The organism is Niveispirillum sp. GW835-FHT14G11, assembly GCF_058793615.1.
In genome coordinates, this window is the sequence record NZ_JBXAFZ010000008.1 from 234930 (window position 1) to 249475 (window position 14546).

Consider the following 14546-nt stretch of genomic DNA (forward strand, 5'->3'; position numbering starts at 1 on the left):
GGCCTTCGCCCCCGCTTATACATGAGGACAGATCATGTCCTTTCGAAGGCCGAATTGACCAGCGACCCCGCCGAATACAGCCCGACCCTGCCGGAACCGGACACCGCTCCGCCACCCGACCTGCCCCTGGCGGGGGGTGCCTGGCTGTCCATCATGGCACTGCTGGACGGGTTGCTGCTGGGGCTGGCCCCGGTGCCGCTGGGCTTGCGCCTGCTGGCGCTGGCGCTGCTGGGCGGCTGGTGGTGGCAGGGGCGGCGGTCACCGCGCTGGCTGGCCGGGGCCTGGCTGGGCGCCACGGTGGCCGGACAGGTGGCCGCGACCTATGCCTGGGCCGAGGCCGGGGTCGGTGCCACGGCACTGGCCGGCGGCACGCTGGCGGGATTCCTGCTGCTGCCCCTGGCCGCCCCGTTGTTGCGCGACCTGACGCGCGCGCCGGCACCAGCCGCCACACCGGTGCACTCGTCCGGCAACGGCGTGCCCCTGCCTGTGCTGCGCCTGGTGGCCGACAGCCTGAACAGCCGGTTGCAGGCCATGGCGCAGGAGCTGGACGGCCTGACCTCCGGCTCCGTCAGTCCGGCCCAGGCCATTCAACTGCGCCTCTTGCGGAACGAGGTGGCGGGAATGCAGGCCCTGGTGCGGCAACGGCTCAGCGGTGGGGAGGATGCCGCCCCCCCGCCGCCGCCCCGACCCGCCCCCCGGCCGCCGGTTCCCACCGCCCCGCAGCTGGCGCCGTCTGCCGCAAACGGCCTGTCAGCGATGGTGGTGGATGACGATCCCGTGGGCCGCACCCTGACAAGGCTGCTGCTGGAACAAGCCGGATATTGGGTTGAGGAAACCGACGACGCCAAGATGGCGCTGGAGATGGCCTTGATGGAGGGACCGGACGTGGCCCTGGTCGCGGCGCGCATCGGCCGGCATAGCGGGCTGGCCTTGTCCTGGTGCATCCGGCGCGGCGGCGGGCCACCCGTCGTGCTGCTGCGCGGCCGCGCCGACCGGATCAGCGAACGCCAGCGCCGTCGCGCCGGCCTGGCCGCCATCCTGGGCAAGCCGGTGACCACGGACACGCTGACCGGCACCCTGGGCCCGCTGCTGGCCGACCGGGCGCGGGCGATGGCGGAACCGCCGCCACTGCCGCCGGTGGAACAGCCGCCCCCGCCCGATGCCACGCCCGTGCTGGACCTGCGGGTGCTGGAGGAACATCTCGCCATCCTGGGCGCGGAACGGGTGGGGCAGATCATCGACAGTTTCGGCCGCAACGCCCCGGCCACTCTGGCATCAGTGGCCGAGGCCCTGGCCCGGCGCGACGTGCCCGCCGTCGGCCGGGCCGCGCATAAGCTGGCCTCCGGTGCCCTCACCGTCGGCCTGTCGGTGTTGGCCGGCCTGGCCAAGACCACGGACACGGCCGCCAGGGGCGGTGACGCCGCGACCGCCCTGGCCACAGCCGAACAGCTGTCCGCCGCCTTCGCCGCGGGACAGGCCGCGCTGGCCGGCTTTCGCCGCGACCGGCTGACCTCGAAAGGGAATTAGCGCTGCGACCGCAGCCCGGCCACACCCACCAGCAGCCAGCCCAGGATGAAGCAGAGCCCGCCCACCGGCGCCACCGCCCCCATGGCCGACGGCCCATACCAGCCCAGCGCATAGAGCGCACCGGGAAACAGCACGCAGCCGATGGCAAAGGCCAGCCCCGATGCCGCCAGCAACCGCGCCTGCCCCGGCAGCACCCGGCGCAGCAGGGCCACCACCAGCACGGCCAGCGCATGCACCATCTGATACTGGCTGGCTGTCTCCCAGAGCTCCACCGCATGGGCATCCCGCACCCCGGCCAGCCCATGGCTGGCATAGGCGCCGGCCGAAACGGCAAAGGCGCCGAACAGACCGGCCAGCAGCATCAGCCGGGCGGCCACGGGATCGGTTTGGGTGCTGATCAAGGTCTGGCATCCTTCGGCTGGTGTGCGGCCGAAGGCTGGCATGCTCCGCCGCTGACGCCAAGGGGCGGATCATCGCAGGGGGACTGAAAACAAAATGGGCGGCGTCCGGGGGGAGGACGCCGCCCTTTGAACCGGAACCGGCTTCAGGGGGGATGGGGAGAGCCGGCCCCGGTATTCATACCCGTCGATCAGGCCGCACGCGGCAGATCGGCGAGGATCAGTTCGGCCTCTTCCAGCACCTCGATGGTCAGGACTTGCTCGTCCTTCACCGCGGCACCGTCACGGGCCTCCAGGGTGATGCCATTGACCTTCACCTTGCCCCGTGCCGGGACCAGATAGGCCAGTCGATCACCCAACTGATGTGTCAACACGGTTCCGGCCGGCAATGTTCCACCCAAAAGTGCGGCGTCCTGATGGATGAACAGCGCACCTGAATCCTTGTCCTGGTCGCGGCCGGACGCCAGGACGCGAAGCCGGCCATCGGCATCGGTGCCCTTGGGGAACTTCGCGGCTTCCCAGCGGGGCTTCACGCCACGCTTGTTGGGGATGATCCAGATCTGGAACAAGGTGGTCTCACCCGGCTCGCGGTTATATTCGGCATGCACGATGCCGGTACCGGCCGACATCACCTGCACGTCGCCCGCTTCCGTGCGGCCCTCATTGCCCAGGAAATCCTGATGCGTGATGGCGCCCTTGCGGACATAGGTGATGATTTCCATGTCCTGGTGGGGATGCGGATCGAAGCCGGTATTGCTGTCGATCGTGTCATCGTTCCACACCCGCAGCGGTCCCCAATGGACCCGCGACGGATTGTGATAGCCGGCAAAGCTGAAGTGGAAATTGGCGCGCAGCCAGCCATGGTTGGCCTTGCCCAGGCCGGCGAAGGGGCGATGTTCGATCATGACACTTCTCCTCTATGGCTCCCCGTACCGTCCCGAGTGGCGATGATACGGGGACCGTGGGTCATGGAATAAAAAGCGTTACGTGACTCAGGCGGACAATTTCGCGGCCAGGCGGGCCACATGCTCACCCTGGAAGCGGGCACCGGCCAGCTCGTTCTCCGACGGCTGGCGCGAACCGTCGCCGCCGGCGATCGTCGTGGCGCCATAGGGGCTGCCGCCCGTCACCTCGTCCAGCCGGGTCTGGCCGGCGAAGCTGTAGGGAAGGCCGGCGACGACCATACCCTGGTGCAGCAAGGTGGTGTGGAAGGACAGCAGCGTCGCCTCCTGCCCGCCATGCTGGGTGGCGGTGGACACGAAGACCGAGCCGACCTTGCCGATCAGCGCACCCTTGGCCCACAGACCGCCTGTCTGGTCCAGGAAGTTGCGCATCTGGCTGGCCATCATGCCGAAGCGGGTGGGCGTGCCGAAGATGATGGCGTCATAGTTCGGCAGCTCGTCCACGGTGGCGATCGGGGCCTCCTGGTCCAGCTTGATGCCCGACCGCTTGGCCACGTCCTCGGGGATCAGTTCCGGCACGCGCTTGATCGTCACTTCCGTGCCGGCGACCGACGCCGCACCTTCGGCCACGGCCTTGGCCATGGTCTCGATATGGCCGTAGGAGGAATAATAGAGGACCAGAACCTTGCTCATTTCGCTCTCCATAAGGTGCGGTGTGTTGCGCTGTTGAGAGGAAGATAGGCCGTTGCACCGTTCCCGATAATGGTCCAATTTTGAACAGCTTTGTCCCGCTGGGCGGGATAATCGAGAGGAAACACAATGGACCGGCTGGAGGATCTGCGGCTTTTCACCCTGGTGGCGGAGGGGCGGAGCTTCACCAAGGCCGCCGACAAGCTGGGCCTGTCGAAATCCGCGGCCAGCCGCCGCATCGGGGAGTTGGAGGCCCGGCTGGGGGCCCGCCTGTTCAACCGCACCACCCGCCATATCAGCCTGACCCAGGTGGGTGAGGGCTTCCATGCCCGCGTCACCCAGGCGCTGGAGGCGCTGGAAGAGGCGGAACGGTCGGTGGCCAGCCAGCATGCGGCCCCGCGCGGCGTGCTGAAGCTGGCCGCACCCATGTCCTTCGGCATCGTCCATCTGTCCGGCGCCATCGCCGACTTCATGGGCCTGTATCCGGAGGTCACCGTGGACATGGACCTGTCAGACCGGTTCGTGGATCTGGTGGAGGAAGGATACGACCTGGCCGTCCGCATCGGCCGGCTGAAGGACAGTTCGCTGGTGGCCCGCCGCCTGTGCCCGTCGCGCGGCGTCATCTGCGCCAGCCCGGATTATCTGGCCCGGCACGGGACGCCCCAGGTCCCGGCCGATTTATCCGACCATGTCTGCCTGATCTACACCAACGTCCAGAGCCCCGACCAATGGACCTTCCGCACCGCACCGGGGGCCGACACCACCCAGAATGTCCGCATCGCCGGAAGGCTGCGCGCCAATAATGGCGACGCCCTGCGTGAGGCGGCGCTGCACGGCCAGGGTCTGGTGCTGCTGCCGACCTTCATCGTCGGCGATGCACTGGCGTCGGGCCGGCTGGTGCCCGTGCTGGATGTCTGGCTGCCACCGGCCAGCGCCGTGCACGCCGTCTATCCCGCCAACCGGCACTTAAGCCCCAAGGTCCGCGCCTTCGTGGACTTCCTGGCCGGGCGTTTCGGGCCCGTGCCTTATTGGGATTCGGCCTTGACCGTGCTGAAGGGTGGCTGATGCTTGCCCCCAAGTCACAAATCCTTCATGGCTTTCTGGCATGACTTCCGGATTTCCTCCCAAGCAATCGGGGGCAAGGGTGGATCGGCACGCGGCGCAGGTGACAGGCATGAAGACCGGCGACGCCGCCTGGACGGCGGCGCGGCTTTGCCGTACCGCGCCATCGGTGGGGCCGGAGACCAGCTGCGGTGCCGTGGCGGAGCTGTTCCAGCGCGACCCTGCCCTGCCCGGTGTCATCGTCCTGGACAAGGGCGGGGAGCCCCAAGCTCTGGCCGACCGCGCCACCTTCCTGCTGCATTTCTCCCAGCGCTATGGCCGCGACCTCTATGCCCGCCGGCCCGTTACCCATCTGGCCGACCGCCAGCCGCTGCTGGTGCCGATGGATACCGGCCTGTCGGCCCTCAACAGCCTGATCGCCGAACGCAAGCCCGACGCGCTGCATCGTGGCTTCGTGCTGGTCGATGCGGCCGGCAAGGCCACCGGCATCGGCCAGGGCATCGACGTCATGCGCCTGACGGCGGAGGAGATGGCCCGCACCCTGGAACGGCTGCGCGCCACCCAGCATGACCTGATCCAGGCGGAAAAGATGGCGGCGCTGGGTGGGCTGGTGGCCGGCGTGGCGCATGAGATCAACACGCCGCTGGGCGTGGCCGTCACCGCCGCCACCGCCTTTGCCCAGGATACCGACCGTTTCGCCAAGGCCTATCGTGATGGCAGCCTGCGCCGCGCCGACCTGGAGGATTATGTGGGCTCGGCGACGGAGGCGATGGGCTTTGTCCTGGGCAATATCAGCCGCGCCGCCGACCTGGTGCAAAGCTTCAAACAGGTGGCCGTGGACCAGACCACGGACCAGGCCCGCCGCTTCGACCTGGGCGATTATGTGGGCGAGGTGCTGCGCAGCCTGCAGCCGCAGCTGCGCCGCCTGCCCCACCGGCTGGATGCCCGGCTGGATGAGGGGCTGGTGGTGGACAGCGCGCCGGGCGCCATCGCCCAGATCGTCACCAACCTGGTGATGAACGCCCTGACCCACGCGTTCACGGGCCGGGAGGTGGCGGGCACCATCCGCGTCACCCTGCGTCCGTCGCCCGGCACCCCAGACTGGGTGGAACTGGCCGTGGCCGATGATGGCCGCGGCATCGATGCCGCCACCCTGCCCCGCATATTCGACCCGTTCTTCACCACAAGGCGCGATGCCGGCGGCTCCGGCCTGGGCCTGCATCTGGTCTATAATCTGGTGACCCAGCGGCTGGGCGGCCGCATCGACGTGGACAGCCGGGTCAACGACGGCACCCGCTTCGTGGTGGCCTTTCCGCGCAAGGGGACGTGAGGGTTACGGCACGTCCCGGTCGAACGCATCGCCAAGCCGGTATGACCGGTTCTTGCGCGAGGCATCATGCACGGTGAGGCTGTTAAATGGTGGATAAATGTCAGTTAACCCGACCGGATCACCCCAACCCGATCAACCGCCCCGCATCCGCCGCCGGCATGGGGCGGCCATAGAGATAGCCCTGCAGGAAGCCGCAGCCCAGGCGCGACAGTTCGTCCGCCTGTTCATCGGTCTCCACCCCTTCCGCCACCACTTCCAGCGCCAGTTGCTGGGCCAGTGCCAGCATGGTGCGCAGGATGGTGCGGCTTTCGAAGCGGTCAATCATGCTGGTTACAAAGGCGCGGTCCACCTTCAGGAAATCGAACGGCAGGGTCTGGAGATAGGACAGGTTGGAATAGCCCGTGCCGAAATCATCCATGCACAGCCTGATCCCCAGTTCCCGCAGGCCGGACAGGATTTCCGCGGCATGGGCCGGATCGCCGATGATGGTGCTTTCCGTCACTTCCAGCTTCAGCAGGGTGGGGTCGACACCGCTGTCGCGGATCACGTCCTGCACATTGTCCAGGAAACCCGGTTCGGACAGCTGGGCAGCGGAGATATTGACGGAGACCCAGACGGGCCGCCCGGCGCGGCGGGTCCATTCGGCCGTCTGCAAGGCCGCCTCGCGCATCACCCAGGTGCCGATGGGCACGATCAGGCCGGTTTCCTCCGCCGTGGGGATGAAGGCGGCGGGGATGACGATGCCGCGTGACGGATGGTTCCAGCGCACCAGCGCCTCGAACGCCACCACCTCACGCGTGGCGGCATCGACGATAGGCTGGTAATACAGCTCGAACTGCCCCTGCTTCAGGGCGGTGCCCAGTTCCATGGTCAGGCCGATGCGCCCGCCCTCGACCCGGTCGGCGCCGATCACCACCTCCTGCAGACGGCCATAGGCGCGCTTGGAGGCCTGCATGCTCTCCTCGGCGCGGGCCAGCAACTCCTCCCCATGCCGGCCGGTGCAATTGCACCAGGCCAGGCCGGGAGAGGACATGGGATGCACCTCCCGCCCCGCCAGCATCAGCGGTTCGCTGACAGCGGTGGCGACGGCATGCACCTGGTCGCGGGCGGCCGACAGGATGGGCGAACCCGGCAGCAGCAGGGCGAACTGATCGGCCCCCGTGCGCCCGCTGATCGCCCCCGGCCCTGCCGCGTCCGCCACACGCTGCGCCGTGGTGATCAGCAGGCGGTCGCCGGCGGCCACGCCCAGCTCCTGGTTGATGTCGCGAAAATGGCGCAGGTCGATGATGCCCACGGCCACGCTTTCAGCCCCTCCGGCCGGCATCCGGGACAGACGGGCCTCGATGGCCTGGATGAAGCCCAGGCGGTTCAGCAGGCCGGTGGCCCGGTCATGGGTGCGGTCCTTGGACAGTTGTGCCACCAGCCGTGCATTCTCCAGCCCGACCGCCACCGTGCGGGCAAACAGCGACAGCATGCCGGCATCCGGGCGCCGGTCGGGCGGCAGGCGCGACAAATGCAGGACGATGGCGGCATCATCCGACAGGCTGGCCGACAGCGCGAACCAACCATCCCCCGACAGCGGCACCCCTTCCGCCAGGGCTGCCGCCACCTGCTGCCCGATCTCCGCCGGCACCAGATGGGCCAGGGCACCGGGCGTCATCGCCAGCCCGCCTTCCCCGATGCCGGCCAGCAGGCGCGGTTCGCCGGCGATGGCACCGGGCAGCCGGTCGCAACGGACCAGCAGCACACCCGCCCCAGGACCCGCCACCCCGGCCAGGGCATCGATGGCGCCATAGGCCAGCCGTTCGGTGTCATGCTCCCCGAACAGCCGGGCCGTGGCGTCCAGCATATGGGCCAGGCCGGCGCGGTGGCGGTCCAGCGCGCGGATCTGCTCGAACGCACGCAGCGCGGTGAACACCGATGTCCACAGGCGCCGGGCCGTCAGTTCGTCCTTGGCGCGGTAATCATTGATGTCATAGCGCTCCACCACTTCGCGTTCCGGCGCCTGGCCGGGCTGGCCGGTGCGCAGGATGATGCGGACATCATGGTTGCGCATCTCCTCCCGTACCGTCCGGACGAAGCGCAGGCCGGCATCGTCGTCCTCCATCACCACATCCAGCAGGATCAGGGCGATGTCAGGATACACGGCCAGCATCTGCCGCGCCTCGGCCGCCGAATAGGCGGACAGGAACAAGAGCTTGCGGCCGGCGTGGCTCATGTCGCGCAGCGCCAGCTTGGTGACGGAATGGACAGACGGATCGTCATCGACGATCAGGACCAGCCAGGGTGGCACCGGCGGGGAAGCCGGAGCCGAAGCCGGCTCCGCCGCGAAATACAGCAGATCCTCCGCCATTCCTGTCGCCCCCTGGGGCCCAAAGGCCCCCTTTCCCATGCTGGGGCCGCCTGTCCCGCCAAGGGCACGGCCGCCTTCTATGAACACAGATAAATCAAGAGCGTGAGCCTACGCCACCACCTTGACAGCGGCAAGCATGGCGCAGGGGCGACCTGCCACCGACGCCGGTTGCCGGTGCTGGCGAAGGGCCGCGCTTCCATGCCATTCTGCGCCCCATCCTTCCGCCCCCGGCAGCGTGCGCCCATGGAAACCCTGATCAACACGCTTTTGGCCGTCGCCGGTCTGCTGGCCCTGGTCAGCCTGCTGCCGCCGCTGGCCAAGCGCCTGGGCCTGCCCTACACAGTGGTACTGGCGGCCCTGGGCGTGGGCATCGGGCTGCTGCTGCATGCCGGGGGCGGCATGAACCATGACGTCACGGGACCGGTCACCGCCTTCATCAATGCGATCGGGGAGGTGGAGCTGACATCGGCCGCCTTCCTGTACATCTTTCTGCCCGTGCTGTTGTTCGAAACGGCGCTGGGCGTGGATGTGCGGCGCATGCTGGACGATCTGGGCCCCATCCTGCTACTGGCCATCGTGGCCGTGCTGGTCTGTACCGTCATCGCCGGGCTGGCCATGTGGTGGGTCTGGGGCCTGTGGCACGGCATGCCCACACAGAAGGCGCTGATCGTCTGCCTGCTGCTGGCCAGCATCATCGCCACCACCGACCCTGCAGCCGTGGTCTCCATCTTCCGCGACCTGGGCGCACCGCGCCGGCTGACCATCCTGGTGGAGGGCGAAAGCCTGTTCAACGATGCCGCCGCCATCGTGCTGTTCACCCTGCTGCTGGGCATGCTGACCCAGGGGGGGGAGCCGGATCTGACCGCCGCCGCTTTCGATTTCGTGTTCAAGTTCGTGGGCGGGGTGGCGGTGGGCTGGATCCTGGGCTGGCTGACGGCGCTGGTGGTCACGCCCTTGCGCAACCAGACCCTGTCGGAGATTACGCTGACCGTGGCGCTGGCTTATCTGGCCTTCATCCTGGGCGAACATTACCTGCATGTGTCGGGCGTGGTGGCCGTGGTGGTGGCGGGGCTGGTCATGGCATCGGCCGGGCGCACCCGCATCAGCCCGGAAAGCTGGTCGGGCCTGGAACAGGTGTGGAGCCAGCTGGGCTTCTGGGCCAATTCGCTGATCTTCCTGTTCGCCTCCATGCTGGTACCGCCCACCTTGATGAATGCGAAATGGAGCCATTTCGCGCTGCTGGGCGCCCTGATCCTGGCGGCGTTGGTGGCCCGCGCGCTGGTAATCTTCGGCATCCTGCCCGTGCTGGGCTGGATCGGCGCGTCGGACCGGATCAGCAATCGCTATCGCATCGTCATGACCTGGGGCGGCCTGCGCGGCGCCGTGTCGCTCGCCCTGGCCCTGGCCGTGACCGAACACCAGTCGCTGCCCGACTATATCCAGGAACATGTGGCCGTAGTGGTCACCGGCTTCGTGCTGTTCACCCTGTTCGTGCAGGGCACCACGCTGCGCCCCCTGATCCGCGTGTTGAAGCTGGACCGGCTGACCCCTGTGGAACAGGCCTTGCGCAACCGTGCGGTCGGCCTGTCGCTCAGCAATGTCCGCCGCGACCTGGAGGATGTGGCGGAACGGTTCGGGCTGGACGCGGCCCATGCCGTCGATCCGCTGATGGAACGCGGGGCGGAACTGGCGCAGGAACAGCTGGATCTGGAAAGCCGGTATGGCGCCCTGTCGCTGGACGACCGGGTCTATATCGGTCTGTCCACCCTGGCCCGGTTCGAGGAGCAGCGCTATCTCGCCTATTTCCGCGACGGCGTCATCTCCCGCCTGTCGGTACAGACGCTGGCCGCCGCCGCGGGCCGGTTGCAGGACGCGCTGAAGACCGGCGGGGCATCGGCCTATGAGAAAGTGGCGGCCAAGCAGTTGCGTCCCGGCCGGGCCCTGCGGCTGGCGCTCTGGCTGCACCGGCGCTTCGGCTGGGAACGGCCGGTATCGGCACGGCTGGCCGAACGTTATGCCATGCTGACAGCCCTGCGCTTCTGCCTGCGGGAACTGTCACAGTTCAGCCAGGACCGGCTGGCCCCCATGCTGGGCAAGCAGGCGGCAGAGGCCGTGCGCACCCGCCTGACCACCCGCCTGCAGGTGGTGGAGGAGGTGCTGGACAGCATCCGCCTGCAATATCCAGCCTATCTGGACGCCGTGCAGTCGCAATATCTGATCCGCGCCGGCCTGCGCATGGAGGAACGGTCCACCCAGTCGCTGTTCGAAGAGGCGCTGATCAGCCGGGAAATCCTCAACGACCTTGAACGCGATCTGCGCGAGCGCTGGCAGCTTGTCAGCAAGCCGCCGCAGTTGGATCTGGGCCTGGCCACGCATGAACTGATCAGCCGCGTGCCCCTGTTCAGCGGGCTGGCGCCCGACCGTCTGGCCCGCATCGAACGGCTGCTGCGCCCGCGCCTCTATTTCCCCGGGCAGACCATTGTGCGCAAGGGGGAGCGGGGCGACACGGTCTATTTCGTCTCGTCCGGCGCCGTGGCCGTGCATGTGCCGGGGCTGGAGGTGCCCATTCGCCTGGGCAGCGGCGATTTCTTCGGGGAGATCGCCCTGGTCCTGGACCAGCCGCGCAATGCCGATGTCACCGCCATCGCCTATTGTCAGCTGCTGCTGCTGGACAAGCGCGACTTCAACCGGCTGTACAGCAGCGACCCCGACCTGAAGGCCCATATCGACAGCGCCGTGGCGCAGCGGCTCTCGGCCTGAACTATACCCGCCGCGCCACCACCACCATCTTGGTCGACCCGGCCTCGAATGGCGATCCCTGGAAATCGCCATCCACCCGCACGATGCCGAACCCCGCCAGCCGCAGCATCAATTCCAGCTCGTACCGGAACAGCGGGCGCCAGTCGAAATGGTAATGGGTGCGGCGGACGGCGCCGCCGGGCACCACCTCGTCATACCAGCCGTGGTTGCGCTGGACCTGACGGTCATCCAGCATGCCGACCATGGCGAATTTCGTATAGAGATTGCCCGTGCGGCGGTTGACGCGGGTATAGGCGGTTTCCGGCACCTGGGTGGCGGCCAGCGGCATGACCAGCGGGTTCATAACGTCCAGGGCCAGCACCCCGTCCGGCGCCAGATGGTCACGGGCCCGTTCCAGCACCGCCAGCTGGCTGTCGAAATCGGCGATCAGCATCAGCAGGTTGAAGCCCATGACCAACAGGTCGTTCTGCTTTTCCGGCCGATCCAGATCCAGTACGTCGCCGCGGTGCGTCGTGATCCGCGCCGCCACGTCCGCCCGCTCCACCGTCAACCGCCGCTCAAACCCGGCCAGCATGGTGGCGGACGCGTCGACGCCGATCACGGAAAACCCTGCGCGGGCCAGCGGGATGGACAGGCGGCCCGTGCCGCAGGCCAATTCCATCACACGCGGCGGCCGCCCCAGCATCTCCGCCAGTTCCCGCGCCAGCCCGACATAATGCGACACGTCATGCAGGATGCCCTGCCGCGCGGCGGATACCAGCAGCGCCGGGTCGGCGGCGATATCGTCGGGCCACGGATAGTCGCTGTCGTAATAAAGATAGCTGCCGTCACTGTCGGGAACATGCGGGTTCATGCGGCGGCTTCCTTGGCGGCGGGCGTGAGGGCGACAGCCTATCGCATCGACCTTGCCCCTGGAAGGGAGGCACCGGCACGGCGGACCTCGCGGGTTGCCAGAATTTCAGCAGAAGTTCGCGCGTGCGCAGGGCCAGGGCTTCGCGCGCGCCCGCATCCGCCGCCAGGGCTGGCGGAAACAGGGCCGTCACCGTCGGCGACACGGCGATGTCCAGCACCAGGGTGATCCGATCCTCGCCCCCGTGGTTCCACACCTCATGAACAGGGGTGAAATCCGCCGTCCAGGCCCGCCCCACGGGATAGGCGATGCTTTCATGCCCGATCCGCGTCACTGACCCCGCCGGCGCCTGGATGGGGATGATCAGGCGGATTTCCGACTGGTGCAGGCCCTGGTCGTCCCAGTGCCAGGGCAGTCCGCCGCCGGGCCTCTGCCGGGCCAGATGCATCCCTAGCACCTGCCAGTCCGGCCGCGCCGCCAGCGCCGCCGCCATGGGCATGGGCAAGAGACCCGGAAGCGGTTCGGGCGGCATCCTATCGCCGGGCGGGCGACGGGCCAGCAGGTCCAGCAAGCACCATTCGGTCTGGCATGCGGCATCCCCGCAAAAGCCGGGCATGTCCGGACCAATGCTGGGAAGCAGCGCCAGGAACTGCGCCCGCAACGCCACCGCGTCAATTGTCAGGTCAGCCGGCGCATGCAGCAGCAGCCCGCAGAGCCGGGTTTCACGTTGCCAGGGCTGTTCGGCTTCTTCCGGGCAGGCAACCATGACGCACACATTCTCCGGATGAGTGGGTGGCCACACTACACACTTATCCGGCATCTGCGTCCAGCCTTCAGGCCTGGGCCACCCGCCCCGAGCGCAGGGCCCGCGCCCAGGCTTGCGACCCCCGCGACGCCGCCAGATCCGCCGCCGCGTCCCAGTCATAGGTGACTTCCCGCAGGGTCACCGCCCATTGGCCGCGCGCCTGTTCCAGCAGGCAATAGCGGGCATGCGGGCTGCCCATCTCGTTGCGATGCAGGGCCAGATGATCATCCTCATAGGCCTGCAGCCCCACGGAACCGGGATTGACCACCAGCCGCCCGTCCGTCAGGCGCACGGAACGCTGCACATGGGAATGACCGCACAGGATGACCCGCGCCACGATATCGCCTGCCCGTTCGGCCACCAGGGCAGGGGCGGCGGGACGGCTGCCCCACGCCCCCACCTCCTCCAGGAAATAGGTGAGGTCCGATGCCGGCGTGCCATGGCACAGCAGCACCTCTCCCCCCGCCAGTTCCGCCTGTGGCGGCAATCCGGCCAGCCAGTCGCGGTGATGGGGGGCCAGCACGCCATGGGCATGGCGGTCGGACATGCCCATCCGGTCCACCGGAAGGGTCAGCAGTTGGCGTTCATGGTTACCGGCGATATGCAGCATGTCGCGGCCCATCATCATGTCGGCCGTTTCCGCCGGGAACAGCGGCCCCGACAGCTTGTCCCCCAGATCGACCAGCAGATCGGGTGCCTGCCGATCGATATCGGCCAGCACGGCAGTCAGGGCCCCCAGATTGCCATGGACATCGGAAATGACGGCGATCCGCATGCTGCCTCTCACTTTTTTGTGTTCCCTCAGGCGCCAGGCGCCTGAGGGACAAGAACCTCATCCCCGCAAGGGGCGGAAAAACCGCAGCAGGTTCTGCAATTCATTGCGCAGCGCCTCATCCTCGCGCAGGCGGGATTGCAGCGCCACATCGCGCTTGGCCAGGAACACCACCTGTTCCTTGGGCGGCAATTGCCGGTAGGAGGGCTTGGGCGCGATGGAGCCGTCATCCTGGATGGTCGACATGAAGAAACAGGCGCGCATGAATTTGGAGAACAGCTTGCCGCCACTCTCCGGCGGTTCCCGCGACAGGATGGCGAAGATGTAATAGGCGCGGAAAAAATAATAGCTGTTGTAGATGCGCTGGACGGTGGCGAACTGTTCCCCCGGCGTACTGGTCTTGGACAGCATCTGCTGTTCCTTGAAGCCCGCGAAGAAATGGCTCGATGCCTCCTTGACGAACTGCAGCGGCCGTTCGCGGTTGGCGCTGACCCGCTTGCGATATTCCAGCAGAGCGCGGCCGATCAGCGTGTGCATGATCCGCCGTTCCGCCTCCAGCTCCCCCGGCATGGCCATCAGGAATTCGATGGCCGACATCAGTTGTATGGGGTGGGAGATGGAGCCGCGCTTGCCCCGGCCCTTGCCCAGCAGTGAGGATTGCAGCCAGTCGATGACCTCATGCGCCTGCCAGCGCAAACGGACCACGGTAGGCACCGAGGTCAGGCCGGAGGATTGCAGGAATAGGCGGAGATGGTCGCGCCATCCCCGCTGCGGCAATTGCACGGCTTCCACGTCGGTCAGCTTGATGGCCGAACCCAAAACATCCGGGTCGGGCGGCAGCGGCCTGAAATCAAGGCTGCGCCCGTAGACGACCCCCCTCAACTTGTTCTCCCGCGCCGGCGCCATCGCCTGGTTGCCTTGATGCGCGGCGAAACGGCCCCTCTGTGACCGGTTCCGCCGACAGCGTTAACATACCGTTATTATCACTATTCCATTAGCGATACATCTTTTTCCTGAAAGGCATAATGCAGGGATCTCCGGCCCCGGCCGTATCAGGATTGAACGAAACGGAATGGCGCCTGACCCGACTTCGTTCC

12 protein-coding genes are annotated in these 14546 nt (G+C 67.6%); 4 read left to right on the top strand and 8 right to left on the bottom strand.

Annotated features, from left to right (window positions below; all coding sequences use genetic code 11):
• Nucleotides 1–54 precede the first annotated feature (54 nt).
• Nucleotides 55–1527: an Hpt domain-containing response regulator gene (locus tag AC1Q7F_RS16545; RefSeq protein WP_492508783.1), complete on the top strand. Its 1473-nt coding sequence runs from the start codon at nt 55–57 to the stop codon at nt 1525–1527.
• Here the strand turns inward: AC1Q7F_RS16545 and AC1Q7F_RS16550 are convergent.
• The 3 genes from AC1Q7F_RS16550 to wrbA all read right to left on the bottom strand — a co-directional run bounded on the left by AC1Q7F_RS16550 (nt 1524) and on the right by wrbA (nt 3520).
• Nucleotides 1524–1928 (bottom strand): DUF423 domain-containing protein, encoded by a 405-nt coding sequence (locus tag AC1Q7F_RS16550; RefSeq protein WP_492508785.1) that lies wholly within the window; start codon nt 1926–1928, stop codon nt 1524–1526. The two genes, AC1Q7F_RS16545 and AC1Q7F_RS16550, sit on opposite strands and share 4 nt — an antisense overlap.
• A gap of 188 nt (nt 1929–2116) precedes the next feature.
• Nucleotides 2117–2830 carry a pirin family protein gene (locus AC1Q7F_RS16555; RefSeq protein WP_492508787.1) on the bottom strand — a complete coding sequence of 238 codons (714 nt, stop codon included), beginning with the start codon at nt 2828–2830 and terminating at the stop codon, nt 2117–2119.
• 87 nt (nt 2831–2917) lie between these two features.
• Complete coding sequence (wrbA, locus tag AC1Q7F_RS16560) at nt 2918–3520, bottom strand: NAD(P)H:quinone oxidoreductase (RefSeq protein ID WP_492508789.1); 603 nt, start codon at nt 3518–3520, stop codon at nt 2918–2920.
• Nucleotides 3521–3646: 126 nt separating this feature from the next.
• Here wrbA and AC1Q7F_RS16565 point away from each other — a divergent pair, with 126 nt between their 5' ends.
• Both AC1Q7F_RS16565 and AC1Q7F_RS16570 read left to right on the top strand, forming a co-directional pair.
• Nucleotides 3647–4582, top strand: a complete 936-nt coding sequence (locus tag AC1Q7F_RS16565) for a LysR family transcriptional regulator (protein WP_492508791.1) — start codon at nt 3647–3649, stop codon at nt 4580–4582.
• A gap of 109 nt (nt 4583–4691) precedes the next feature.
• Nucleotides 4692–5909, top strand: a complete 1218-nt coding sequence (locus tag AC1Q7F_RS16570; RefSeq protein WP_492508793.1) for a sensor histidine kinase — start codon at nt 4692–4694, stop codon at nt 5907–5909.
• Nucleotides 5910–6027: 118 nt separating this feature from the next.
• On the opposite strand, the gene AC1Q7F_RS16575 is transcribed toward AC1Q7F_RS16570, so the two are convergent.
• Nucleotides 6028–8262: a GGDEF/EAL domain-containing response regulator gene (locus tag AC1Q7F_RS16575; protein ID WP_492508794.1), complete on the bottom strand. Its 2235-nt coding sequence runs from the start codon at nt 8260–8262 to the stop codon at nt 6028–6030.
• Between the two features lie 243 nt (nt 8263–8505).
• Between AC1Q7F_RS16575 and AC1Q7F_RS16580 the strand changes: the two genes are divergently transcribed.
• On the top strand, nt 8506–11022 hold the full coding sequence (locus AC1Q7F_RS16580; protein WP_492508796.1) for a cation:proton antiporter: 2517 nt from the start codon (nt 8506–8508) through the stop codon (nt 11020–11022).
• Between the two features lies 1 nt (nt 11023).
• Here the strand turns inward: AC1Q7F_RS16580 and AC1Q7F_RS16585 are convergent, their stop codons facing one another.
• From AC1Q7F_RS16585 to AC1Q7F_RS16600, 4 genes are all read right to left on the bottom strand, one after another.
• The gene (locus tag AC1Q7F_RS16585) at nt 11024–11875 is read right to left on the bottom strand and encodes a class I SAM-dependent methyltransferase (protein WP_492508797.1); all 852 of its coding nucleotides are present in this window, start codon (nt 11873–11875) and stop codon (nt 11024–11026) included.
• Complete coding sequence (locus tag AC1Q7F_RS16590) at nt 11850–12638, bottom strand: aspartyl/asparaginyl beta-hydroxylase domain-containing protein (protein ID WP_492508798.1); 789 nt, start codon at nt 12636–12638, stop codon at nt 11850–11852. The genes AC1Q7F_RS16585 and AC1Q7F_RS16590 overlap by 26 nt, the downstream gene beginning before the upstream one ends.
• A 67-nt stretch (nt 12639–12705) precedes the next feature.
• Nucleotides 12706–13452, bottom strand: coding sequence for a metallophosphoesterase family protein (locus AC1Q7F_RS16595; RefSeq protein WP_492508799.1), 747 nt, complete (start codon nt 13450–13452; stop codon nt 12706–12708).
• A gap of 57 nt (nt 13453–13509) precedes the next feature.
• Nucleotides 13510–14331 (bottom strand): hypothetical protein, encoded by an 822-nt coding sequence (locus tag AC1Q7F_RS16600; protein ID WP_492508801.1) that lies wholly within the window; start codon nt 14329–14331, stop codon nt 13510–13512.
• Nucleotides 14332–14546 lie beyond the last annotated feature (215 nt).